This window comes from Coprothermobacter proteolyticus DSM 5265, assembly GCF_000020945.1.
Classification (GTDB): Bacteria; Coprothermobacterota; Coprothermobacteria; order Coprothermobacterales; family Coprothermobacteraceae; genus Coprothermobacter; species Coprothermobacter proteolyticus.
This window is the reverse complement of the sequence record NC_011295.1, coordinates 996,751-1,019,742: the sequence shown is the minus strand read 5'-3', so window position 1 is coordinate 1,019,742 and position 22,992 is coordinate 996,751. Positions and strand designations below refer to the sequence as shown.

Sequence of the window (22,992 nt, the reverse complement as noted above, 5' to 3'; positions counted from 1 at the left end):
TTGTACAGGACCAGGGGAGTCCCTGTCGGCGAGGGGCTGAGAGGGTAGCTGTGAGCTGCCGACCCTAGGAACCTGATCCGGGTAATACCGGCGGAGGGAGGTTTGGTTTGAATGTTTAAAAACACTCGCATGCTGGCGGAAGCCGGCATCATGGTTGGTTTAGCATTGGCATTGTGGTACTTTAATGTGGGCCAGTTGCCACAAGGTGGTTCGATTTCCCTGCAGATGCTTCCACTTCTCGTCTTTGCTCTTAGATGGGGAGTAGGTCCAGGTATTGTAGTAGGCATGGCTTATGGTTTTCTTCACAGCTTACAAGACATGTTCGTGCTTCATCCACTTCAGTATTTGCTGGATTATCCCATTGCATTCGGTTTGATCGGGCTTGCTGGTTTGGTAAAGAATTTACGTGTGAATCGCGTTGTTAGTATTCTTTTGGCCATTGCCGTTTTAGTGAGTGGAGTGATAATTTTCCACTACACCATGGTGAGCACCGCAGAAGTTAAGACGCAGATAGCGCAATTGGAGCAGCAGCTCTTAGTAGCCAGCCCTGATGAAAAACCACAACTAGAAGAAGAACTTCAAGATTTAAAGAGCAAGGCACAGTTTTTTCCCGTTGGTGGTTATGTAGTTCTTGCTTCTAGTGTGATTGCATTTCTTGCGATTGGTTATGGTTCATGGAAAAGAACTTATGCCATACCAGTGGAGCTTGGTGCGTTGTTAGGGGGTGCAGGACGCTTCCTAAGCCACTTTTTAAGTGGCTACGTGTTCTTTAGCCAGTATGCTCCCGAAGGAATGAATCCGTGGGTTTATTCCTTAATAGTTAATTTCTTGGTAGTTGCTCCTTCTACGTTACTGGCTTTGGTAGTTATTCTGATTATTTGGCCACCTCTGGAGAAGGCTGCGAATGTCAACTCTGATTAGCCTAAACGGATGCGTGGAGCCTGAATTATTCGAATTTCTTCATGAAAACTTTGGCTTTAGTCAGGTGCTGGGTGTGGATGGTGGCACCCGGCACCTTCTTAAGGCTGGTATAAAACCAAACATGGTAATTGGCGATCTAGATTCCATCGGTCCTTACCTTGGAGAGGTCTTCGCTCTAAAAGTCCCTATGCTGATAAGTTACCCCGATAAAGATTTTACAGATGGCGAGAGAGCGTTGCAGCTTAGTGAAAGCGTGCCTGTTGTTTTCATCGGTACTTGGGGAAAGGAAATAGACCACCTGCTTGGGAATTTAGCTTTGTTAAAAATCGCGTATTCATTTAATAAACCTGCAGTAGCCTATGGTATTAACGAAACAATTGTGTTCGGCAGGAATTTTACTTTGCATCTGCCGGTTGGCAGGGTCATCTCAGTGCTGCCTACTGGGGCTGCGGTGCTTTCAGAAAAGGGGTTCCAGTGGGAACTTGAACATGTTTTTTGGTCAGAATATGCTGTACCACCCATCTCCAATGTAGTAGCTCAACCGATTCAGCAGATCAGTGCTGACAAGGAGTTTTTCTTAGTGGTAAAGGGCTATTGGAATCCCTTTAGCGATCTAGTGGTTTAACATCGATTCCCATAAATTCCAAAATGCCTTTTGCAATTCCTTGAGCGGCTTTTGTTCTGCCTTCTGGCGTTGACAAAAGGGCGTAGTCTACCGGATTAGTTATGAACCCAACTTCTATCATGGCTGATGGATACGATGTGCCTTTCAGGATAAACAGTGTGGTATCCTGTTTTACTCCTCTGTCTCTGAGTTGAGCCTGCTTCAAGTAAGCATTATGAACGGTTGTGGCAAACCATTTAGACTGCCAAGTGCGCCAATAGGTCTCCACACCATTAGCGGTGGAGGAGGTAAACGAGTTAGCATGAATGCTCAAAAGAAGGTTGGGTTTGAAATTCTCTGCTAATCTTAAGCGATCCTCCAAATCGTACGGATTCGATTTATCCCTTTCTCTTGTTCTGGTAAGTTGGACCGTAACGCCATTACTCCTGAGAATGTCAGCAACTTTTAGGGATATGTCCAGTACAACTTCACTTTCATATATGCCGTTAAGCCCTATAGCGCCCATGTTGTACATACCATTACCAGGGTTGTATCCGCCATGTCCTGGATCCAAAACCACCACATACTGCTCTTTTGGAGGAGTCAAGTTGAAGTACTGGTAAATCGAGTTACGTATGTTGAGAACCACATTGGCATAGTTTATTGACCGAGTGCCGTTACTGTCAGCAGCGTCATTACCGGCAAGAATACTGTTCATAAGACCCGTGGAGCCTAACAAATATGATCTTAACGCCATGAAAGGTCGTTGCCATATGGTCATGCTGTTAGAAAGCATCTTACAGCCTACAGCAACATTGCTGTCTACATCAAATGGGTCACTCTTAACACCTAATTGAGCGGCATAGTTGTAAAAATTGGATTCCAGAATTTGCATCAGCCCCACTGCAGAGGAAGTACTAACTACGTTGGGATTGAAACCGCTTTCCATTTCTATTAGGCCAATAACCAAGAAAGGATCTAAGTTGAAGTAATTTGCCCAACGACTCACTGCTGTGCTAATCTCAACTACTGTAGCAGCTGGCACTTGTCTGTTGATTTTATCGAGTCGAAACTGAATGGCAAGCTGAAGGGTTTGGGGATCATATAGCCCTGTCCCGGGTTGAATGGAAGGTGTAACTACTGATGGCGTGGGGACTACCTCCGTCGGGGTTTCCGGTAAAGTCGGGGTCTCAGGTAAGGTAGGAGTTTCAGGCAAGGTTGGTGTTTCAGGTAAGGTAGGAGTGATTACTTCGGTGGTTGTGTGGACGTCCACGTCCACATTTGGTAAAACAACAGCGCTTTCATCTATGGCACTAATCAAGAACTCTCTTGGTGAAAGCATCTTAATAGTAAATGGAGTGGAGCTCTTTACAGAAAGCCACGGGTTTGCTGTGACTTGGAAAACTCCAGTTTCCATAGAGCCACCGTTCCATTTACTGGAGAATGTGACAGTATTTCCATCCAACTTGTATGATGTGAAACTGTTGGTTACTATGTAAAGTTGTTTCGCATTGATTTGAGTTACAATCAGGGCGGAAGACCAGGTTTCTCCTTGCACCGTACCCACTGAAAGTAAAACAAGTATCAGCAATATAGAAAGGATTTTACGCACTTTTGCACACCTCGTTGTGCCTTCTACCGAATAGGCGGACGTTTGTTTTCTCCATGAACACAATTTTACCTTATTGACAGGTAAAACAGAGACATGCTATAGTTTTACTGTGCAAACATTGAATGTTCACCTTAGTGATCTAAGGGAAGGAACTACGGCGAAAGTCAGGTCCATAGTTGGTCCTAAGTGGTTCAGAGAGCGCATCTTAGAGCTTGGCCTGCTACCAGGCATTACGGTCACAGTTGTAAAAAAGACTCCTCTTGGAGGACCCGTAGTTGTGGAGTTCCTAACTCAAAGGCTTGCACTTTCACGTAAGGAGGCTCATTGGATTCATGTCGATGTCTTGTCATGATGCCTCTGGTGACGATACGCTGAATGCCGATGCTAAGGTAAGTTCAGGTATAAAAAGGATTGTACTTGTTGGCAACCCCAATTGTGGAAAATCCACGCTGTTCAATTTGATCACGGGCATGAGCGTTCATGTGGGAAATTGGCCAGGAGTTACCGTGGATGTGAAAATGGCTCAGTGGAAAGTGAACGGTGAAATATGGGAAGTAGTAGACTTACCTGGTAGTTATTCTTTATTGGGCAAAAACGCTGACGAACAAGTCACCAGTAGTTTTTTGTTATCACAAGAATACGATGTCATCTTAAATGTGGTGGATTCAACGTCTTTGGAGCGTTCCCTCATGCTTACCTTGGAACTTTTGGACTTACAGAAGCCTTTAGTGGTTGCTTTGAACTTCATTGATGAGTTGGAGAAGTCTGGAGCAACTGTTGATGCCGAGAAGTTGTCCGAAGAGCTGGGACTCCCAGTTGTGCTGATTTCCGCACTAAAGGGGATCAACATTGACGGATTGAAGCAGGCTTTGAAAAACGCACGTGTCCCAAAGCTAGTTCCATTTAATCGTTCTTTGGAGAACCTCATAGCTACCTTGCAGAACAAAGATAGTTTAGGACGTTTCGAAGCTATAAGCACTATTTCCAATGAGCAAACTGACATGGACGAGATAATGGGTCATCTGGACGGGCTTCATCCTCAAGAACATATCGCCATGGAACGCTATCGAAAAGCTCATCAAATCGCTACGGTTGTTATGAAAAAATTACCCGAAAAGTGGAAATGGTCCGATATGCTAGATCATGTGTTACTTCATCCCTTGGTTGGTATACCCACGTTTGTTATTATCCTTTACCTGCTCTTCAAGATAATCTTTGCTGTGGGGCAACCACTAACAGATTTAGTAGCAGAAGCCATTTCTTGGCTATCAGCCGTGGTAACAGCTTATTTGCCCTCTGGGTTGATAAAAGACTTCATACAAAATGCTTTGTTCGGTGGAGTGGGGAACGTTATTTCTTTTGTTCCTTTGGTATTCGTAATGTTTTTTACGGTTGGGTTACTAGAGAATTCTGGTTACATGGCGCGTGCTTCACTAATCATGGACAGGCCATTGTCCCGCTTCGGATTAAGCGGCAAATCCTTCATTTCTCTCATACTTGGGTTTGGCTGCAATGTGCCCGCCATACTTTCTACTCGAGCCATAGATGATCCAGTAGAGCGAAAGATTGCGTCCATGGTTATACCGCTGATTCCCTGTAATGCACGTCTACCAGTCCTTACGGTTCTCGGGGCTGCTCTTTTTGGACCTCGTGCATTAGGCGTTGTGCTTTTCTGCTACGTATTGTCTGTTTTCTTCAGTTTGCTACTGGCATTTGCATTTAGAAGTGTGGCCTTCAAGCGCATGCCCACGTTTTTCGCCTTAGAGATGCCGCCCTATAGGATGCCATCCTTAAAGATGACTACTAAACTGGCTTGGTTTCGAACAAAGGATTTTCTCCATAAAGCGTTTACCGTTGTTCTACTGGCAACCGTTGTATTCTGGATATTGCTTACTTTTCCTTTGGGAGAAGACTTGTCCCAAAGTTACGTTGCTCGTATCGGGATGTTTTTAAGCCAGACAGTTTTTAAGCCGCTCGGTTTCAACTGGCAAATGTCGTCGGCGTTGCTCATGGGCTTAGCAGCGAAGGAAGCGGTGCTTTCATCATTAGGCCAATTGTATCAAGCTAGTGGCTCTGCATTGGTTTCTACGCTTTCAGGTGCTTTTAGTGTACCTTCAGGGATCGCTTTTATGGTGTTTTTTGTGCTTTATGTACCCTGTATTGCCACTCTGGCAGCTCTAAGAAAGGAGGTAGGAGTGAAATGGACCGTAGTTCAGCTACTAGTTCAGCTAATAGTGGCGTACCTAGTCAGCATTGGGGCTTACTACCTGTCTTACTTATTGTTTGCCTAATAGTAAGTGTGGCATCACTGTGGTTCTTAGCTGGAAATTGGATTGACCTTGTTATACAGGTTGTTTTCGTTTTGCTTTACATAGCTGCTTTAGCAGATTTTGGCAAACCGTACTTCGTAACTGCACACTTCATGGTTTCCTCTTTTCTAGAAACACTCTTCTACCTTACTTTGGTGCTTTCGACTCCTCATAAGATGTGGTTCTTGATGGCAGCACTTATTACTGCACTGCTGGGGTTGTTTTCCTATCGCATCCTTAGTAGATTTTTGGGCACGTCTTCATCATAGAAGGGGAGAAAAACCCATATCATACCAATGCTCCTTCATCAGGTTATCCAGCTCATTACGGATAGCTGCCTCATGTTCCTCTTCCCACTTTGCTAGCTTCAAGTAAATCTGTTTGCCTATGTCATCATCGGTATGCTCGGCAGCTTTCTTGTAAAACTGAGCAAAGTCATGTTCCAGCAGCATAGCCATTCTCAATGCCGCTATTTCGCCAAAGTTAAACTCTGATTCTTCTGCTTTCAATCTTTCGAAAGGTGTTTCTTCAGGGGGCATTTCGTCGAGGAAGGTATTCTCATCTTTCAGATGTCCCAATACCTTGGACAAATAATCAACATGATTTTCCTCCATGCGTTTTAGTCCAGTGAACAGGTCTTTTACAGAAGGAGTAGTTGCTTCATCTGCTTTTTCACCATAGAAACGTACGCCTTCTTTTTCCATCTCCAGGGCATACTGAACTGCACTAATGGCTTTCTCAAGTTCCATAAATACCAGCCTCCTTTAGCCTGTCGTAGGCATCTCTCATTCCCACGATGACCCATTTCTTGAACTTCTTACTGCAGAGCTGAAATACTTCGGTGCTACTTCCTGTTATGAAACCAGCGTTTTCATACCTTCTCAGCGTTTCTTCAGATTGGCGCTGGTCAAGGGACTTTATGATGGAAGCTGCTCCTGGGATGCCATACCGGTTTATAACTTTTATGATTTCGTAGCTCTTGTTTTGCGGTTCGTAACCGGTAGCTCCGTGTATGACCACAAAATCATTACCCCAGCGCTGGGCAACTGTTTGCAAACATGCATCTATGCTCTCTGGCGTGTGAGCAAAATCTATGACCATTTCGATACCATTTATGATGACGTGGTTCATACGAACCGGAACGGAAGGAAATTCACCTTCTAGTTTAGTACCTTTCCAAAGAAAAGCCGCTGCCACGGTGCCCACAGCGTCGTGAGCAAAAACTTTCCCAGGCATGGGGATATGTACCACAGAGGGTCCTTGAGGTGTGTAAATTTTCACTTCTTGTTCCCATTCGTATTCTCTTCTGTCCAAAATGTAGAAGTTGCCAGTATCACCATACCTCAGAGTTAAGTAAGGTGTACCAATGTCAGCTTGTGGCACGTTTTGTCCTAGTAACGCGAAAGTACCTTTTTTTAGGTAAGAAAAGGCTTTTTTCTTAGCCAAGAAGTATGCGTATGTGGTTTTGTGATAGTCCATGTGTTCTGGTTCAAATGTGGTCCATACTAGACCCTCCAGCGGCAGTGGAAGCCTGTCTTCTGCCAAACCAATGGAAGAGAGTTCCACTACCCAGTGATCTTCTCCAGTCCTTCGATAAGTGTTAAACAAAGCATCAGCACCCGTAGTCGTGGTAGGCAAGACAAATTTAACATCCTTAGCTCTTATGCCAAGTGTTCCCATATAGCCAAATCCCAGCAAAGAGGATAACCACCATGCAATGGTGCTCTTACCTTTGGTACCTGTAATGCCAAGAACATGCAAAGGATAAACTTTTGCTCCTGCCTTTATGAATTTCTTGTAGATTTGACGAGCATCAGGACGATATATGACGTTAGATCCTGTGGCTTCTTTCTCCGTTATGATGAGTTTTGCCTTGTTTTTAAGCTCTGGTATGAGGGTGCGAGCATCAAAGTGTGCGCCGGTAAAAGCAAAGAAAATATCTCCATCCATGAACCAGCGGTCGTCTGATGAGAAATTTATCAATTGTGTGCCGCTGTTTTCATTGCCGGTAGATGAATGCCCCGCTGCCATAGACTCCATTGACCACAGCGCCTTCCTGAACTGCTACTTGTCTTCCCAAATGACTGCCTTTTACAATACTGGCGTTCCTGCCAATTACTGTTATTCCATCTGTGTAAATCTGGGGAGCTACTTCGTTTGGCAGATCTTCTCCTTCTCCAATAACAACGCCCTCTTCGATGCAAACAGATTCTCCAGTAATCACTCTATACAACTTAGCACCTTTACCAACGTAACTTCTTGGACCTATGACACTTTCCACTACTTCGGCATCGTCATCTATGAAAGTTTGAAGTCCCACTACAGAGCGTAAAAGGTTGCCTTTTACAACGCTGCCTTCGCTTACCAATGCACTTCTAGCACTCCCAGATCCGAGGAAAATGGGGGAAGGAAGGTCCGCCGGATTGGTGTAAATCTTCCATCGCGGATCGTACAAATTAAGCCTGGGGAATGGAGCAACTAAATCCATGTGACCTTCCCAGAAAGACTTTATTGTACCTACATCAAGCCAATACCCATCGAACCTATAGGCATAGGCTGGTTCGCCTGAGCCAACAACGCGTGGCCATATGTCAGCCCCAAAATCATGGCTGGATTCTTCTCTAACACTGTCTTCTAGTAAAAGGTCTCTAAGGTAATGCCACTTGAAGGCGTATATACCCATATTCACTAAATTCGATTTTGGTTCTGCTGGTTTTTCCTGAAACTCCATGATGCGCTCGTGTTCATCGGTAATCACAGTACCGTATCTGCTTGCTTCTTCCCAAGGAACCGTCGTTGCTGCTAAAACTGCACGAGCGTTCTTCAAATCCATATATTTGAGCAAAGGTCTGTAATCCATCAAATACACATGATCCGCTGACAATACGAGTACCGTATCAGGTTTGAGGTAATCAATGTATTCAATGTTCTGAAAAACTGCATCCGCTGTACCTTGATACCACTCTTTGTGAGGGGGAAGCACTGCGAAGTAAGACGTTCTTCTAACAAAATCCCACGGTCTGCCCATGGCTACGTGGCTAATCAGTTCCACAGGCCTGTACTGTGGAAGAATTGCTATGCCTTCCAGTTGAGAGTGGGCGCAGTTTGATAAAGCGAAATCGATGATTCTATACTTGCCGCCGAAATATACCGATGGTTTTGCCAAGGTTTCAGTAAGTACGCCTAATCTTGTACCTGTTCCTCCTGCAAGTATGAGTGCTAATACTTTCATATGACATGCTCCCTGGGTATTACCGTTAATTCGCTACTTATAACCTCGCGATTAGCCCTAAACACCGTATATCTGTCAGCGATTACGTTGATCAAACGTGCTCCTTCTTCCACCACGACGTCCTGCATGAGTATGGAGTTCTCAACATAAGCTCCAGCACGTATGATGGAGTTTCTACCAACTACGCTGTGAATCACATGCCCTCCAATAATGCAGCCATCAGAAACGATACTGTCAGTAATACGGCATGTAGTGGAAAACTTTGCTGGGGGAAAATCACGAAGTTTTGTCAAGATCATGTTCTGAGTTAAAGCTTTGTATACATTAAGATCGAGAGCATCCATGTGAAGTCTGTAGAAGGTTTCTAAGCCATCAGATAATTTGTACATGGGAATATCAGTTGCAAACTGTTCAATCCGTAAATCGCTCCTTATGCTTGCCACAGCATCACGCCAGAAGTCTCTAAGGTCTTTGTAAGCAAAGAGTATTTCCAGGAGAAGAAACTTGTTTATGACAAATATGTAGGGGTCTTCGGGGTCTCCAATGAATGTTATATCAGCAGCCTTATCAATGTGATAACGCATGAGCTCATGAAAATCGATATTATAAACACAATCTCCCCATGCAATTATGGCAAGTTCTTCATTAGCTCTTCTTAGAAAAGTAGTGTTCTTGAACAGGGCATCCAATGTACCTAAGTACTTGCCAGGCAAAATGAAAAGACCGCCTTCTTTTTTATCCAAGTCCCATTGGGAAGCAATGCGAAGATGATCCAGCAGAGATACTGCTTCAGTATCTAAACTAACACCAATACGCACAATACCCGCTCTCACAAAGCTGGACAAGGAAAAATCAATAGCTCTGTATTTCCCGAGTACTGGCAAAGAGGCGGCTGGCCGTACTAAGGTTAAGGGGTCTAAAGAATGAATCCAATCATGAGCAAATATGAATCCAAAAGCCTCCATATTTCTATTCTATAACAAGTGTTTGTTCAGTTCAAGGACACGGAGTAATCCCAATAGGCTCAAATGCGGTTCGTACTGTGCAGGGAAATCAATCACTTGGTGAATGATTTTAGCTGCGCCACCTGTTAGCACCGCTGATAAATCAGGGTATTGCTTTTTAAGCCTGGCATAAAAACCTTCTGCCCAGAAGGCGAAACCAAGAATAAACCCGGATTCCAGATTTGTCTTTGTGTCACGGCCGATAAGGTCTTCCGGCACATCCAGAGGCACCTCTTTTAACAAAGCCGCTTTAGAAGTTAGGCATTCATATGATGACATGACGCCTGGTCCAATTACACCCCCGACAAACTCATGTTGTGGCGTGACCAAGTTTATAACGCTGGCAGTACCAAAGTCAATAGTAATAAAAGGAGGTTTTAATCCTAAGTAGAAAGCGCCTTCAATGTCTGCTAGGCGATCTTCACCAACTTCTGCTTTCCTCCTTACGTCGAAGATAATATCGAAATTATCAACTTCTTTTAGGGTCAGTCCTGGAGCTTTTCTTGAAAGCAGTTCTGTCCACATTGTTCCCACAGCAGGTACCACAGAACTAAGCACCCATGCGTCCATGGGTTTACTAAGTAAATGTGAGTCAAATTCGCCTGTGGGAAGCTCTGTCACGCTTAATAGGCTCTCACCATCGCTGAAGGCTAGTTTTGTTCTGGTGTTACCAATGTCAACCAATACTACTGTAACGTTTCCCATTGCTTCAAATATTCAGCCAGCTGGACAGCTTTATCAGGGTTCGAAAAGCTAATGGTTACAGAATAGCCACTTTTATTCTTGGACACCTTAACTGGTATGCTCTTTATTTCGGCAAAAACCTGCTTAAGCTTCTTTACATGGGGGTCCATACTATTCTTGGAAGTGTTGTCTTTCTTAGAAGTTTTGCAAAGTTGCTCCAGCTCTCTGACTGATAAATTCCTTTGAGCCACGACTTTTGCTAGCTTAAGAGTTTCATCTCCGTCTTTCAAACTAAGTAAAACTTTAGCATGTCCTACTGTGATGTCGCCTTTTTGTATGAGAGTTTGAACCTCTTCTGGCAGATCCAAAAGCCTTAGTAGGTTTGTAAAATTTGATCTGCTCATGCCCAGCACTTCGGCTAGTTCTTCTTGGGTCATACCAGTACTGTCAATAATCTGCTTGCAAGCACGCGCCACCTCAATAGGATTGAGATCCTTTCTTTGAAGGTTTTCAACCAAGGCCATAATCATGGCTTGCTCATCGGCAACGTTCTTTACTATAACTGGGACTTTTTCCAATCCGGCTTTTATGGCTGCTCTCCAGCGCCTTTCACCTGCTATGAGTTCGTATTTGTCCCCAGAACCTCGTACCAAGATGGGTTGCAGGACACCAGTTTTCTTCAAAGATTCTGCTAAATCGTCAATATCGTCATCGTCAACCGCGGATCGGGGCTGGAATGGAGATGTTGTAATTAAGCTAGGATCCAGCTGGAGTATTTCTTCACCCAGTAAATTGTCCCCAAGAAGTGCATTTAGCCCCTTACCAAGTTTGTTTTTGGACACGCTCCTCTATCTCCTCTACTAAGTCATTATATGCTCTTGCTGCCGGAGAACGCCTGTCGTATTCCAGAATGCTTTGGCCGTAACTTGGGGCTTCCGCCACTCGAGTACTTCTCGGTATAACTGTTTTGAAGACTTTATCCTTAAAATAGGCTCTGAGTTCAGCTTCTACTTCCTGACTCAGTCTAGTTCTCCTGTCATACATGGTTAGCAAGAATCCCAAAACATCCAGATTTGCATTTAAGTACTTCTTGACGAGGTTAACCGTCTTCAGTAGCTGACCCACACCTTCTAAAGCGAAAAATTCACACTGAATGGGTACCAATACCCAATCAGAAGAAACCAACGCGTTCACCGTTAATAGTCCCAGAGAAGGTGGTGTATCTATTATTATCATGTCGAAGTCTTCTTTTAAAGGTTCCAGTGCGCCCTTTAACCTGGTTTCTCTACTCAAAACGTTTACTAGCTCTACCTCAGCACCTGCTAGATCCAGGTTTGCTGGAAGCAAGTAGAGGTTTTTTCGAACCATCATAGCAGCTTCTCTGGGAGACGCATCGTTTATGAGAACGTCATAGGTGGTTGTTTTGAGTTCGTTTTTTGTTACTCCTAAGCCAGTGGTGGCATTACCTTGTGCATCCATGTCCACCAGCAAAATTTTTCTGTTTTGGGAATAAACAAAAGCCAAGTTCAATGCGGTGGTGGTTTTGCCCACTCCACCTTTTTGGTTAGCTACGGATATAATCATCACGCGCCGAACCTTCTTTGCCTCCTATTGAACTCTTCGAGCACATAATGCACATCACTTTCTTCTATGTCAGGCCAGTATTTACTCAGGAAGATCAGTTCGGCATATGCTGATTGCCAAAGTAGGAAATTAGATATTCTCTGTTCACCGCTGGTACGTACAATCACATCCACTGGGTTGGAATCAGGGTTATACAAATGTTCATCAATGTCTTTTTCACTGATCTGATGTAAACCTTCCTTTTGCTGCAATAAGGCGTTTACCGCCTGAACTATTTCTAGCTTACCGCCATAGTTTATGGCCAGATTCACTAAGAGGCCAGTGTTACTTTTGGTTCTTTCTTCCATTCTTTGAACAGCTTTTTGAACACTAAGTGGAAGCCCATCCTTTTCGCCGATGTGGCGCACTCTTATGTTTTTCTTGGCCCATGGTTCCAGAATGGCTTCTACCATTCTGACTCCTAAGTTCATCAAATAACTAACTTCTTCCTGTGTTCGTTTCCAGTTTTCTGTGCTGAAAAGGTAGTAAGTGACTTGCTTGACGTCAGTATTTAACAAACAGTCAGTTACAAGGAGCACCTTATTGAAACCAACTTCATGACCTTGAAACGTGGGCAATCCATGTTCTTTTGCCCAGCGTCTGTTTCCATCTACTATGAATCCGATGTGATTTGGACCAGCCATAATTCTATTCTATAGCCTCCTTTTTGAACGTTGAGCACTTTCAAACAGGACAAGCGACATAAAAGCCAGAACCGATGAAAGTGCCAGCAGCAAATTGCTCATATTGAAAGCTAATACGGGTTGTTGTTCCCACGCTAGCAGATCAAGGACAACACCATAAAAGAGCTGGCCAAAAGCTGCTCCTAAGAAGCCGCCTCCGTTTACTAAGGCCATACCTATACCAGAGAACTTGGTACCGGCTATTTCCTTACCCCAATTCCATACGGGCATGTAACCAGCAGAAGTGAATCCCGATAAGAAAAACCATAGGGGATAGCACCAAAAAGGCCACATGCTGGCGGTGAGTAATGAAAACATTAATATCATGTTCATTCCTAAAAAGATTTTCGCGAACTTGAATTCACCCATTCTAGCTGTCAACAAGCCTGAAAGCAGAGCGGCGGTCATGAACCCAATCGCTATTAGCATTACAGAATAGCTTGCGCTTATCTTGCCTGCGTGTGCCAAGTTTTGGACCATGGGCACACCCCAAGCTGCCTGCAATGTCATTATGGGCGCCAAAGAAAAGAAATAAATGAGTGTTGGAAACCAAATTTGGCGGTTTCGCAGAACCTTTTTTAGGCCTTCCAAGGTCTCTTTCCAAGTAAGCTGTGTCTCTTCTTTTAAGTCTTCAAAACCAACTAATGAAGGTTTGTCTTTAATAAGGAAAAAAGCTGCCACGCTTATGATGGCTGTTATCACGCCCACAGCATAGAAGGAGTTCCTCCAACCTACCTTGGAAACAAGTACTGCCAGAGGACCTGAAGAAACCAGCGCTCCCAAGTTGCCTATGAAAGTAGTAATGCCTGTTAGTGCTATGAATTCCACAGGTAAGAACCATGAACTGTTTAGTTTTAGAACGGCTATGTAGACGGGCGACACTCCAAGGGCGGAAATAAACCTACCCCATAGCAAGACCAAGAAACTGGGTGCAGAAGCAAAAATCCAAGATCCGACGGAAGCTAAAATCATTGCCAAGGAAATAGACTTTCTTGGTCCCCAATAGTCTATGAGTACACCAGCAGGAACTTGCATGAGTGCATATGTGTAGAAGTACAAAGAGGCTAGGAGAGAAAACTGAGAAGCAGTCAAGCCAAAACTAGACTGCAAATCAGGTTGAACTACGGTTAACGCAGTCCGTACGAAGAACACAAAGAAATAAGCCGATAATCCGGCAGCAACAGTAATGCTACGTGTCCTTTTGAACGACTCAGTCATGTTAATAACATATTATCATTACCGCGTCTCTGAAACATATGGGCGTAGATCAAGTTGGACAGCCTCAAGTAATCCCAACTGTTTTAAGAGCTGTTTAAGTAGCGTGTTTGATTACGTGACCACGCTAATGTATAATTCTTTGGCGTACGTTAGCAACCTAATTATTAGCTTGCTAACTAATAAAGGCATATTTTATACGAAAAGGAGGTTGGAAAGTGTTGGAAGATAATAACGACTTGACATCTAAGTCGACTAATGAGCTGTTAGCTTGCACAGACAGCGCTTCTATGGAGGTTTTCAGAGCCCTGTTCAGACTGATAAGAGTTCACGGTCAGCTTGTTTTTAGAATGACAGCCCAGAAGGGCTTTTTCCCGGGACAAGCCGTGGCGGTATCTGCTATTGCACGTAAGCCAGGAATAAGTCAGCGAGAGTTGGCTGATTGTTTGCATGTGGCTCCTCCCACCGTGGCTAACATGTTAAAAAGTCTTGAAAAAGCTGGTTTTGTTGAAAAAAAGATTGACTCGGTAGATCAGCGGTTTGTGCGCCTCCAGCTCACAGAAAAGGGTGTCAATGCAGCTGAAAATGTCGATAAAATCTTCTCTGAAATCTGTGAAGTGAGCTTGGAAGGATTGGATGATGAGAAAAAACAAGTTTTGATAGATCTGCTTAGCAAGATAACTGAAAACATGATGCGGCACTTGAACAATTTAGGAGGTGCAAGTAAAGATGATAAAACTGCTCAGTGAGTATTTGAAACCCTATTGGAAATATGTTCTGCTAGTGGTGTTGTTACTTACGTTTCAAGCAGTCATGAACCTGTATTTACCAAACTTAAATGCTGACATTATAAACAATGGCGTTGTTAAAGGGGATGTGGACTACATATGGAAAACAGGAGGATTAATGCTGGCAGCAACATTCTTGGTCATCATTGTATCCGTTATATCCACTTATTTTGCATCTAAAACTGCTATGAGTTTTGGCCGTGACTTAAGGAATGCAGTTTTTGAAAAGGTTTTAAGTTTTTCACAGGCTGAGCTAGAGAAATTCGGGGTGCCAACGCTCATAACCCGGAATACTAACGACGTACATCAAATTCAAATGATGGTCCAGATCGGGCTCACAATGATTGTGACTGCACCGATTATGGCTGCTGGAAGTATCATAATGGCTCTGAGGCAAGACGTAGTACTTTCTTATTCAATACTTATCATTGTTCCGCTGATGGGAGCTGTAGTCGGCATAATGCTATGGATAGCTACTCCTCTTTTTAGGTCAGTGCAGAAGAAAATAGATCGTGTTAACCAAGTACTTCGTGAAAAGCTCATGGGTGTACGAGTCATACGGGCATTTGTCAAAGACGATTACGAAGCGAGGCGGTTTGATCAGGCAAATAAGGACCTTATGCAGACCACATTAAAGGTGAACCGATTGATGGCTTTTGGTATTCCATCATTAATGGCCATCATGAATTTGGCCATGGTTGCCATAGTCTGGTTCGGTAGCATACGCATTGACAGCGGAGCTATGCCCATTGGCAACTTGACCGCTTTTCTGACATACGTCATGCAAATCGTGATTTCTGTGATGGTCGCCATGGGAATGTTTATCATGGTGCCACGTGCCGAGGCTTCCGCTGAAAGAATACTGTCTGTGCTTGAAACTAACCCTTCTATTGAGTCTGGTCCAGATGTGAAGGTGAGCCAAGTTCCACTTTCCAAAGGTCTACTGGAGTTCAAAGACGTGGAGTTTCGCTACCCAGGGGCAGAGAGACCGGTGTTGAGGGATATAAGTTTCAGTGCAGAGCCAGGTCAGTTTACTGCGATTGTTGGAAGTACGGGTGCTGGTAAGAGTACCCTAGTCAACTTGATTCCGCGTTTTTACGATGTTACTGATGGTCAGATCTTGCTAGATGGCGTTGACATACGCGACATACCTGTGGAAGACCTACGAGCAAGAATATCCTTGGTTCCACAAAAAGCTTTCCTATTTAGAGGTACTGTCGAAGAGAACCTAAAATGGGGAAATGAAAACGCAACTACCGAGGAGCTTTGGCATGCTTTGGAAATAGCTCAGGCTAAGGAATTCGTCATGGACATGCCTGGCCAGCTTCAAGCTTTCATTGATCAAGCTGGTGCCAACGTTTCCGGCGGTCAACGTCAAAGGCTCTCCATTGCCAGAGCTTTGGTTAAAAAAGCCGACGTTTATGTATTTGATGATTGTTTCTCCGCTTTAGACTTCAAAACCGAATCGCTAGTCCGTTCAGCTCTTCGAGAAGAACTCAAAGATGCCACAGTGATAATAGTTGCCCAGAGGGTGAGCAGTATCATGGATGCCGATAAGATTGTTGTCCTAAACGACGATGGTACCATCGCTGGTATTGGAACCCATGATGAACTGTTAAAGACCTGTAGGGTATACCAGGAAATTGTTTACTCACAGCTTTCAAAGGAGGAAATAGCATGAGCGACGAAAAACGTCCTACAAGTGACACACAACCGCGCGGTATGATGGGCCAAGGCGGTAGGCGTGGTATGATGCCTGGAGAAAAGCCTAAGGACTTTTCAGGTACAGTTAAGCGTTTACTAGCCTACTTTAAGCCCGAAATGATTAGACTTATTATCGTAGTTATATTGACCATAACCAGTGTGGTTTTTACCGTTTATGCTCCAAGGATTCTCGGCAATGCCACCAATGAGTTGTTCAAAGGGATCATAAGCAAACAACTTCCTGCTGGAGTAACCAAAGATCAAGTAATTGCCATGCTTAAGGCTCGTGGCCAAGATCAGTTCGCTGAAATGATATCCAACATGGATTTGGTTCCAGGTGCTGGTGTAGATTTCGCAGCCATCGGTAAGATTTTGCTTACCCTGGCTGTGATTTACCTTTTAGCTGCTCTCTTTCAATGGCTTCAGCAGTACATTATGGCTGGCGTCTCTCAACGTACAGTTTATAGGCTACGTCGCGATGTGGACCAAAAACTACAAAGGCTACCGCTCAAATACTATGACAGTCATCCTCATGGAGACATCCTAAGTAGAGTTACCAACGATGTAGATAACATTGCACATACGCTTCAGCAAACAATAACCCAAATGCTAAGCTCCATTGTTACCGTAATAGGAGTACTTATTATGATGTTCAAGATCAGTACATTGCTTTCTTGGATATCTTTGGCAGTCATACCTGTATCGCTAGTAATAACGCTTCTAATTGCTCGACAGTCTCAGAAACAATTCATTAGACAATGGAATAGTACGGGTGCAGTTAACGCTCATGTGGAAGAAATGTTTACGGGTCATAACCTTGTCAAAGCTTTTAACCGAGAAAAAGATGTTCTTGAAAGGTTTCGTCAGCAGAATGAAAAACTATATGAATCAAGTTTTAAAGCGCAATTCATATCAGGTTTGATTCATCCTGTGATCAACTTTGTTAATAACCTGAACTACGTAGCTATTGCAGTCTTGGGCGGAGTTAACGTCGCAAACGGAGTAATCTCTTTGGGTGACGTACAAGCATTCATACAGTACTCCAGACAGTTTACTCAGCCCATAGTGCAAGTTGCCAGTATTATGAATGTGCTTCAATCCACAGTAGCTTCAGCCGAAAGGGTTTTTGAACTACTTGATGAGGAGGAAGAAGTGCCTGATGTGGACAATCCAGTGGTTTTAGAGGACGTAAAGGGTAATGTACGTTTCGAGCACGTCTATTTTAGCTATGATCCAAATGTTCCATTGATTGAAGACTTCAATTTGGATGTTCCAGCAGGAGATATGATAGCCATTGTTGGGCCCACCGGAGCTGGAAAGACCACATTGGTGAACCTTCTCATGAGATTCTATGACGTTAATAGTGGGAGGATCACCATTGATGGGGTGGACATAAAGCAAATGCGTCGAAGGGACTTGCGCAAGATTTTTGGCATGGTGCTCCAGGATACGTGGCTGTTCAGTGGCACCATAAGGGATAACATTGCCTATGGCAAAGAGAATGCAACCGAAGAAGAGATAATTGCTGCAGCAAAAGCGGCGTACGTGGACCATTTTGTTAGGACATTGCCTGATGGTTATGATACGGTTCTAACGGGTGATGCTACAAATATTTCTCAGGGGCAGAGGCAGCTCATAACCATTGCAAGAGCCTTCTTAGCTGATCCTAAAATTCTAATTTTGGATGAAGCTACAAGCTCTGTGGACACCAGAACTGAAATGCTCATTCAGAAAGCTATGCAGAACCTGATGAAAGGACGTACCAGCTTTGTCATTGCACATAGACTATCGACTATTAGAGAGGCTGATAACATTGTGGTTATGGATCATGGCAGGATAGTGGAGCAAGGTAATCACAAACAGCTCATGGAAAAGAAAGGGTTCTATTACAACCTTTATATGAGCCAATTCATGGGTGCTTTAGTTGACGAAGCCATGTAAGGGGTGACCAAGTTTGTAAAAAAGGAGCCGACTTTTTTTGGCGGCTCCTTTTTTGTTGGTTGGCTTGTTAGAGTAAGAAACTTCTACTATTATTACAAACTGCTTAACCACTCCATTAGTGTATTCCATTTACGGGCGTTTTCCATCATTACCATGAGATCTGTCATCGCGTTCGCATAACCTGTGCTCGATGTAATTGTGTCCATGTCATTCATGTATCTTAAAGACAGATCATGTGATATAGAAGAAACAGGTGTGTCTTTTGACACGTTTGCTAAAGACTCTATATCGGAGCGAACCTTTTCAACAAAGGTAGTTAAGTCTCGTTCGTTCAGTGTGACTAAAACCGTCGCGCTATTTTGGTCAGTGTAAGAAAGGTCAGTAAAGACACTCATATCTCCCAGCTCTTTGGATAGTTCAGCATCCGCATCGAACTTTGCGGCTACTAATATCTTCTGAAGAGTGGAAATATTGCCGCCGCTATGTAAGTTTGTGGAAACAAACTGCCGTTCAGCCTTAAAAAGCCAAGGAATGTTTACGGCTTTTGAAGGGTCGCTAATGATCTCATTCTGCATGGAAGTCTGCAACTCTGTGGTGTTAGCTGAAGGCGGGTAAGTATCGGTAAGTGACGCGATGGTTTTGCTTGCAGTTTGGGCCATCTTTTCTAGTGCTTCACCTGGCTTTGCCATACCTTCTAGGACTTCTTCATAAATGTCAACCACTTGGTTATATGCTTTTATGACTGCAACAGCGCTTGCTGCGGTCTGAATGTCGGTGGAAGCAGTTGCCGTACTTAGGAACTGCAACACGTCTGAAGGGTAGGGTATCTGCATTGCGTAATAAAGGTTGCTCAGGCGTTCTTGTGCCACTAAGTAAGCCATCAATGTGTTTTTGTCAGCTGAGGTAGGCTCTTTAAGTGTTTTCAGAGTCATGCTGGATAGTTCTTTCTGCAGGCTGGTTTTGTCAGCTGAAGGTGTGATCATAGCGCTGTAGAAATACAGGTGACCATTCAAGATGTCATCCACTGTTAGGCTGCCAGTGAGTTCTTCCAGAGAGGATGTTGAAGTTCCTTCGGAGAGAACATCTCTTACCTTTAGGACCACCGATTTGTCTGGGTCAGTAACAGCATTGATGGGTACCGTTGCTGTTAGATTCCCTTTCAAAGAGCTAAGGATTTTCTCTTGGTCTTGAGCAGTGACAACGTTCTTGCTCTGGTGCAAAATGATGCCTACTGTTAACGTTACGGCAATTGCAACCAGCAAAATCACGACAATGATTGTTCTTCTAGACTTCATAATTACCTCCCTCTACAAACCCAGGTCTTCAGATATTTCTTGCATTGCTTGTAATACCAGACTCACAAATTCTCCCAAACTAAGGCCAAACTCCTCGCATGTGGCAATTTGTTCTCGATTTGCCCCAGCAGCGAAACGTTTCTCTTTAAATCTTTTAAGCACTCTTTCGGGTGTAACACTGGATAGCTTCTTGTCAGGCATTACTAAGGCTACCGCCGTGATCAGGCCTGTCAATGGGTCTACGGCTTTTAACACCTTGCCCATCAAACTATCGGGCTCAATACCATGTGCCTCGTTGTGAGTTAAAATGGCTCTTGCGGCTTCTTCTGGTAAGCCTAGATTTTTTGCCATGTCGTATCCCACTTTACTGTGTTCAACGGGGTCTTCGTTGGTGATTTCAGTATCGATGTCGTGAAGCAAGCCTGTCAGTCCCCACAACTCTACATCCTCATTAAAGTACTGAGCAAGCTTCTTCATGGCAGCTTCCGTAGCTAGCATGTGTCTGATCATGTTCTCGTTCTTGATATGTTTTCTTACCTCTTGAAGTGCTTCTTCCCTTGTTATCAAAGCCAAACCGCCCTCCCATCTGTTAATATTTCTTTTTTCCAAATAGGTACCTCTTTTTTTATACGGTCGATGATCTCCATGGTTGCCAAGAAGCCCTCTTGTCTGTGGGACGAAAGTGTTGCAACAACCAAAGCCGTTTCTCCAACATTCAATCTACCAATTCTGTGCGCGGCGTACACTGTAACGCTGTATTTTTCTTCAGTCTCCTGCACAATTTTTCGCAGTTGCGAAAGCGCTAACTCTTCGTATGCTGAATACTCTATGGCTTGAACTTCACCATTCTCAGAATGGTTTCTTACCTTTCCTTGAAAAACTATGAAAGAGCCCATGTTTGTATCTTCCATAGTTGGCACTGCTAATGGGTCCTTGGTTATGATGGCTTTTTCCAATCTATCCACCTCCCACAGGTGGCATAACTGCCAATTCATCGCCGTCTTCAAGTGTAACATTGCAAGAAACCAGTGCTCCATTCACGGCTAGCATATAAGCACCTTCCACATTTAATTCTATAAGTAATTCCTGAATCGTTTTCCCTTTAGCATTTTCTAGCAGTAGCTCCGTTCCATGTGAATCAGCAAATTTCCCAAAGAATTTCACCTTTACCATCTCATCACTCACCATCTTTTTTCTTCCTAGTTGGGAATTCAATTACCACTTCTCCGTCCTTTAGCACAACAAAAGCTCTATAGGCTTTACCAGCTTTTGACCTGAACCGTTTTAGTCTTGTCCTACCTTCTGCGACTAAGCGTCTAACATCGTCAGCAGTAATGACTCCTCCGTTCATGTTCTTCCACACCCTGAATTTGCAGCCTTCTTTCCAGTTGCTGCAATAATACGATTTTTGGCCTTCCAAGATATAGCCATCACAGAAGGGACACTTGGCAATGGGCATGTTCTGTTTGCTTTTCAAGGTTTTTGAGCTTTCTTCCTTAGACAAGGTTTGCACAACGTCCTTGACATATTCTTCAATGGACCACATGAAGCTTTCAGGTGTCTCTTTTCCTTTTTCGATGAGACCCAGTCGCCGTTCCCACTCGCCAGTTAACTCAGGTTCAGTTAAGCTCTGAAGTTTTACTTCGCGCAGGGCATCGATTAACATAATCCCCTTGGAGGTGGGAATTAGTTGAGGTCCATTTCTTTGCACATAACCCATTTCTATGAGCCGTTCTATGATTTCTGCGCGTGTGGCTGGTGTTCCGATGCCTTTTTCCTTTAGTATTTCTGCCAATTCTTCTGATTCCACTAGTTTTCCAGCTGTTTCCATGGCTGCTATGAGCATACCGTCTGTAAACCTGGGTGCCGGCCTTGTTTGTCTTTTTTCTGCTGATGTTTCCAAAACCATAACTTCGGCGATTTTTGGTAGCAGTTCTTGACTTTCTTTACCACCCAGTATTGTGTACCAAGAAGGGTCATCGACCCTGACGGCTGCATATTCAAAGAGGTGGTTTCCATAGCTAAATACGGTTTTTTGATGAGTTTCTAGAGCTGGTGGATAAAATGCAGCTAGGAAACGATCTACCACGTAGTTAAACATTTTTTCATCGTCACCTTTTAGTTCTTTGATTTTTCCTGTGGGTATGATAGCGAAGTGGTCTGTGACTCGAGCGTTGTTAAAAATGCGTCCACGGTTGTTTAGTTTTTTAACGTATTCCCAGTTGCCTTTTGCAAATAACGGTTCCAGCTGATTCGCTGTTCCTATCACTTGCTTTTTCATGTCCGTAGGCAGGTAGCGTGAGTCAGTTCTAGGGTAGGTGATGAGAGCGTTTTCGTATAGCTTCTGCAATATTTTGAGCGTTTTTTGAGCCGACCATTTGAACGATCTGGAAGTGAATTTTTGTAAATCGCCTAAATCAGGCAGTAAAGGTGGATTAATCTTTGCTTGTTCTTCAGTTTGTTCAGTAACAATGAGAGTTTTTCCTATTAGCTCTTCAGCAAGCTTTTCGGCTTCTTCTTGATCGTACTCCTTAACACTCTCTGCCCAGAAGCTTTTCCCTTCTACTTCAAAACGAACTTTTACCTTGTAGTAAATACGGGGTACAAAGCTCTGTATTTCTTTTTCCCTGTCTACTAGAATGGCCAAAGTAGGCGTTTGCACCCTGCCAATGGAAAACACTTCTTTTTTGGAGACCACCGTGAAAGCTCTTGAAGCATTTATACCTACGAGCCAGTCGGCTTTTGCTCTAGCCAAAGCAGAGGCGTAAAGATTATCAAGTTCAGATAAATCCAGAAGTTGCTTTATCTGTTCTCTAATGGTTTCTTTGGTTAAGGATTGAAGCCATAGCCTCTTTATGGGTTTTTCTATACCCACATACTGCTGGATCAGGCGAAATATGAGTTCTCCTTCCCGTCCGGCGTCAGTTGCACTTATAACCATATCGGCTTTCGCCCACAGCGTCTTTATTTCTTCGAGTTGTTTAACAGCTGTTTTGCTGATGGGCACTAGTTGCCATTCATCTTCCTTTGGCATTATGGGTAAATCTTCCAAGCGCCACTTTTTATATCGCTCGCCATAATGTTCCGGGTATGCGAACTGAAGCAAATGTCCCATGGCATGGGCTATGACATACTCACCCACTACCAAATGATTTCCTTCTTTTTTAGGTTTTCCCAGTGCAGCCGCGATTTGACGCGCCACAGAAGGTTTTTCAGTAACAATCAGTATGGACATGGCACCACCTTTTTATAATTTCGGGCATTATTTTTTTCCTCTCTTCCTTGCATTGCTGTGCACCACACGTATGCCTCTGAGTGTTTATGGGCTTACCCACCAGTGGCTTTGCAGCAGAGGTAATACCTTCTTGGCATACGTT

At 43.8% G+C, this 22,992-nt stretch carries 23 protein-coding genes and 1 riboswitch; of the genes, 8 read left to right on the top strand and 15 right to left on the bottom strand.

The annotated features are described in order from the left end of the window. Positions 1 to 2: 2 nt before the first annotated feature. Positions 3 to 116: riboswitch (TPP riboswitch) on the top strand. Together COPRO5265_RS05405 and COPRO5265_RS05400 are read left to right on the top strand one after the other, a co-directional pair. Then, positions 112 to 921: an energy-coupled thiamine transporter ThiT gene (locus tag COPRO5265_RS05405; RefSeq protein ID WP_012544083.1), complete on the top strand. Its 810-nt coding sequence runs from the start codon at positions 112 to 114 to the stop codon at positions 919 to 921. Its footprint overlaps the riboswitch before it by 5 nt. After that, on the top strand, positions 905 to 1,546 hold the full coding sequence (locus COPRO5265_RS05400; protein ID WP_012544388.1) for a thiamine diphosphokinase: 642 nt from the start codon (positions 905 to 907) through the stop codon (positions 1,544 to 1,546). Before COPRO5265_RS05405 ends, COPRO5265_RS05400 begins: the two co-directional genes overlap by 17 nt. On the opposite strand, the gene COPRO5265_RS05395 is transcribed toward COPRO5265_RS05400, so the two are convergent. Then, on the bottom strand, positions 1,527 to 3,116 hold the full coding sequence (locus tag COPRO5265_RS05395) for an N-acetylmuramoyl-L-alanine amidase (protein ID WP_236608193.1): 1,590 nt from the start codon (positions 3,114 to 3,116) through the stop codon (positions 1,527 to 1,529). The two genes, COPRO5265_RS05400 and COPRO5265_RS05395, sit on opposite strands and share 20 nt — an antisense overlap. Before the next feature lie 130 nt (positions 3,117 to 3,246). Here COPRO5265_RS05395 and COPRO5265_RS05390 point away from each other — a divergent pair, with 130 nt between their 5' ends. Genes COPRO5265_RS05390 through COPRO5265_RS05380 form a run of 3 tightly spaced genes read left to right on the top strand, consistent with a single transcriptional unit; the run spans position 3,247 to position 5,715 of the window. After that, positions 3,247 to 3,489, top strand: coding sequence for a FeoA family protein (locus tag COPRO5265_RS05390; RefSeq protein WP_041735748.1), 243 nt, complete (start codon positions 3,247 to 3,249; stop codon positions 3,487 to 3,489). Continuing rightward, positions 3,470 to 5,428, top strand: a complete 1,959-nt coding sequence (gene feoB / locus COPRO5265_RS05385) for a ferrous iron transport protein B (protein WP_012543560.1) — start codon at positions 3,470 to 3,472, stop codon at positions 5,426 to 5,428. Before COPRO5265_RS05390 ends, feoB begins: the two co-directional genes overlap by 20 nt. Beyond that, a complete protein-coding gene (locus tag COPRO5265_RS05380; protein ID WP_143708113.1) occupies positions 5,338 to 5,715 on the top strand; it encodes a hypothetical protein in 378 nt (125 codons plus the stop codon). The genes feoB and COPRO5265_RS05380 overlap by 91 nt, the downstream gene beginning before the upstream one ends. On the opposite strand, the gene COPRO5265_RS05375 is transcribed toward COPRO5265_RS05380, so the two are convergent. The 9 genes from COPRO5265_RS05375 to COPRO5265_RS05335 are packed head-to-tail and all read right to left on the bottom strand — an operon-like array spanning position 5,710 to position 13,890. Beyond that, positions 5,710 to 6,195, bottom strand: coding sequence for a ferritin-like domain-containing protein (locus COPRO5265_RS05375; RefSeq protein WP_012543745.1), 486 nt, complete (start codon positions 6,193 to 6,195; stop codon positions 5,710 to 5,712). The two genes, COPRO5265_RS05380 and COPRO5265_RS05375, sit on opposite strands and share 6 nt — an antisense overlap. Continuing rightward, a complete protein-coding gene (locus COPRO5265_RS05370; protein WP_012544193.1) occupies positions 6,185 to 7,486 on the bottom strand; it encodes a Mur ligase family protein in 1,302 nt (433 codons plus the stop codon). Before COPRO5265_RS05370 ends, COPRO5265_RS05375 begins: the two co-directional genes overlap by 11 nt. Then, positions 7,446 to 8,678: a glucose-1-phosphate adenylyltransferase family protein gene (locus COPRO5265_RS05365; RefSeq protein WP_012543882.1), complete on the bottom strand. Its 1,233-nt coding sequence runs from the start codon at positions 8,676 to 8,678 to the stop codon at positions 7,446 to 7,448. Before COPRO5265_RS05365 ends, COPRO5265_RS05370 begins: the two co-directional genes overlap by 41 nt. Then, positions 8,675 to 9,643, bottom strand: a complete 969-nt coding sequence (locus tag COPRO5265_RS05360) for a GlgC family sugar phosphate nucleotidyltransferase (RefSeq protein WP_012544361.1) — start codon at positions 9,641 to 9,643, stop codon at positions 8,675 to 8,677. Before COPRO5265_RS05360 ends, COPRO5265_RS05365 begins: the two co-directional genes overlap by 4 nt. A 9-nt stretch (positions 9,644 to 9,652) precedes the next feature. Next, positions 9,653 to 10,387, bottom strand: coding sequence for a type III pantothenate kinase (locus COPRO5265_RS05355; protein WP_012544208.1), 735 nt, complete (start codon positions 10,385 to 10,387; stop codon positions 9,653 to 9,655). Further along, positions 10,369 to 11,208 (bottom strand): ParB/RepB/Spo0J family partition protein, encoded by an 840-nt coding sequence (locus tag COPRO5265_RS05350; protein ID WP_012543558.1) that lies wholly within the window; start codon positions 11,206 to 11,208, stop codon positions 10,369 to 10,371. Before COPRO5265_RS05350 ends, COPRO5265_RS05355 begins: the two co-directional genes overlap by 19 nt. Then, positions 11,186 to 11,950: a ParA family protein gene (locus tag COPRO5265_RS05345; RefSeq protein WP_012544719.1), complete on the bottom strand. Its 765-nt coding sequence runs from the start codon at positions 11,948 to 11,950 to the stop codon at positions 11,186 to 11,188. The genes COPRO5265_RS05350 and COPRO5265_RS05345 overlap by 23 nt, the downstream gene beginning before the upstream one ends. After that, a complete protein-coding gene (gene uppS / locus COPRO5265_RS05340) occupies positions 11,950 to 12,633 on the bottom strand; it encodes a polyprenyl diphosphate synthase (RefSeq protein ID WP_012543430.1) in 684 nt (227 codons plus the stop codon). The genes COPRO5265_RS05345 and uppS overlap by 1 nt, the downstream gene beginning before the upstream one ends. Before the next feature lie 9 nt (positions 12,634 to 12,642). Then, positions 12,643 to 13,890: an MFS transporter gene (locus COPRO5265_RS05335; RefSeq protein WP_012544696.1), complete on the bottom strand. Its 1,248-nt coding sequence runs from the start codon at positions 13,888 to 13,890 to the stop codon at positions 12,643 to 12,645. A 215-nt stretch (positions 13,891 to 14,105) separates the two neighbouring features. Here COPRO5265_RS05335 and COPRO5265_RS05330 point away from each other — a divergent pair, with 215 nt between their 5' ends. From COPRO5265_RS05330 to COPRO5265_RS05320, 3 genes are read left to right on the top strand one after another with little or no spacing between them, the layout of a single operon-like run. Continuing rightward, complete coding sequence (locus COPRO5265_RS05330; RefSeq protein WP_012543701.1) at positions 14,106 to 14,636, top strand: MarR family winged helix-turn-helix transcriptional regulator; 531 nt, start codon at positions 14,106 to 14,108, stop codon at positions 14,634 to 14,636. Continuing rightward, complete coding sequence (locus tag COPRO5265_RS05325) at positions 14,617 to 16,356, top strand: ABC transporter ATP-binding protein (RefSeq protein WP_012544090.1); 1,740 nt, start codon at positions 14,617 to 14,619, stop codon at positions 16,354 to 16,356. Before COPRO5265_RS05330 ends, COPRO5265_RS05325 begins: the two co-directional genes overlap by 20 nt. Further along, the gene (locus tag COPRO5265_RS05320) at positions 16,353 to 18,320 is read left to right on the top strand and encodes an ABC transporter ATP-binding protein (RefSeq protein WP_012544720.1); all 1,968 of its coding nucleotides are present in this window, start codon (positions 16,353 to 16,355) and stop codon (positions 18,318 to 18,320) included. The genes COPRO5265_RS05325 and COPRO5265_RS05320 overlap by 4 nt, the downstream gene beginning before the upstream one ends. Positions 18,321 to 18,412: 92 nt before the next feature. On the opposite strand, the gene COPRO5265_RS05315 is transcribed toward COPRO5265_RS05320, so the two are convergent. From COPRO5265_RS05315 to topB, 5 genes are read right to left on the bottom strand one after another with little or no spacing between them, the layout of a single operon-like run. Next, positions 18,413 to 19,615 carry a hypothetical protein gene (locus COPRO5265_RS05315; protein ID WP_012544239.1) on the bottom strand — a complete coding sequence of 401 codons (1,203 nt, stop codon included), beginning with the start codon at positions 19,613 to 19,615 and terminating at the stop codon, positions 18,413 to 18,415. A gap of 12 nt (positions 19,616 to 19,627) precedes the next feature. Then, entirely contained in the window at positions 19,628 to 20,179 is a 552-nt protein-coding gene (locus COPRO5265_RS05310) for an HD domain-containing protein (protein WP_041736142.1), read from the bottom strand. Next, positions 20,179 to 20,610, bottom strand: a complete 432-nt coding sequence (locus COPRO5265_RS05305; protein ID WP_143708112.1) for a molybdenum cofactor biosynthesis protein MoaE — start codon at positions 20,608 to 20,610, stop codon at positions 20,179 to 20,181. Before COPRO5265_RS05305 ends, COPRO5265_RS05310 begins: the two co-directional genes overlap by 1 nt. Next, a complete protein-coding gene (locus COPRO5265_RS05300) occupies positions 20,573 to 20,803 on the bottom strand; it encodes a MoaD/ThiS family protein (protein WP_012544050.1) in 231 nt (76 codons plus the stop codon). Before COPRO5265_RS05300 ends, COPRO5265_RS05305 begins: the two co-directional genes overlap by 38 nt. Next, the gene (topB, locus tag COPRO5265_RS05295) at positions 20,793 to 22,850 is read right to left on the bottom strand and encodes a type IA DNA topoisomerase (protein WP_012544366.1); all 2,058 of its coding nucleotides are present in this window, start codon (positions 22,848 to 22,850) and stop codon (positions 20,793 to 20,795) included. Before topB ends, COPRO5265_RS05300 begins: the two co-directional genes overlap by 11 nt. Between the last annotated feature and the right edge of the window lie 142 nt (positions 22,851 to 22,992).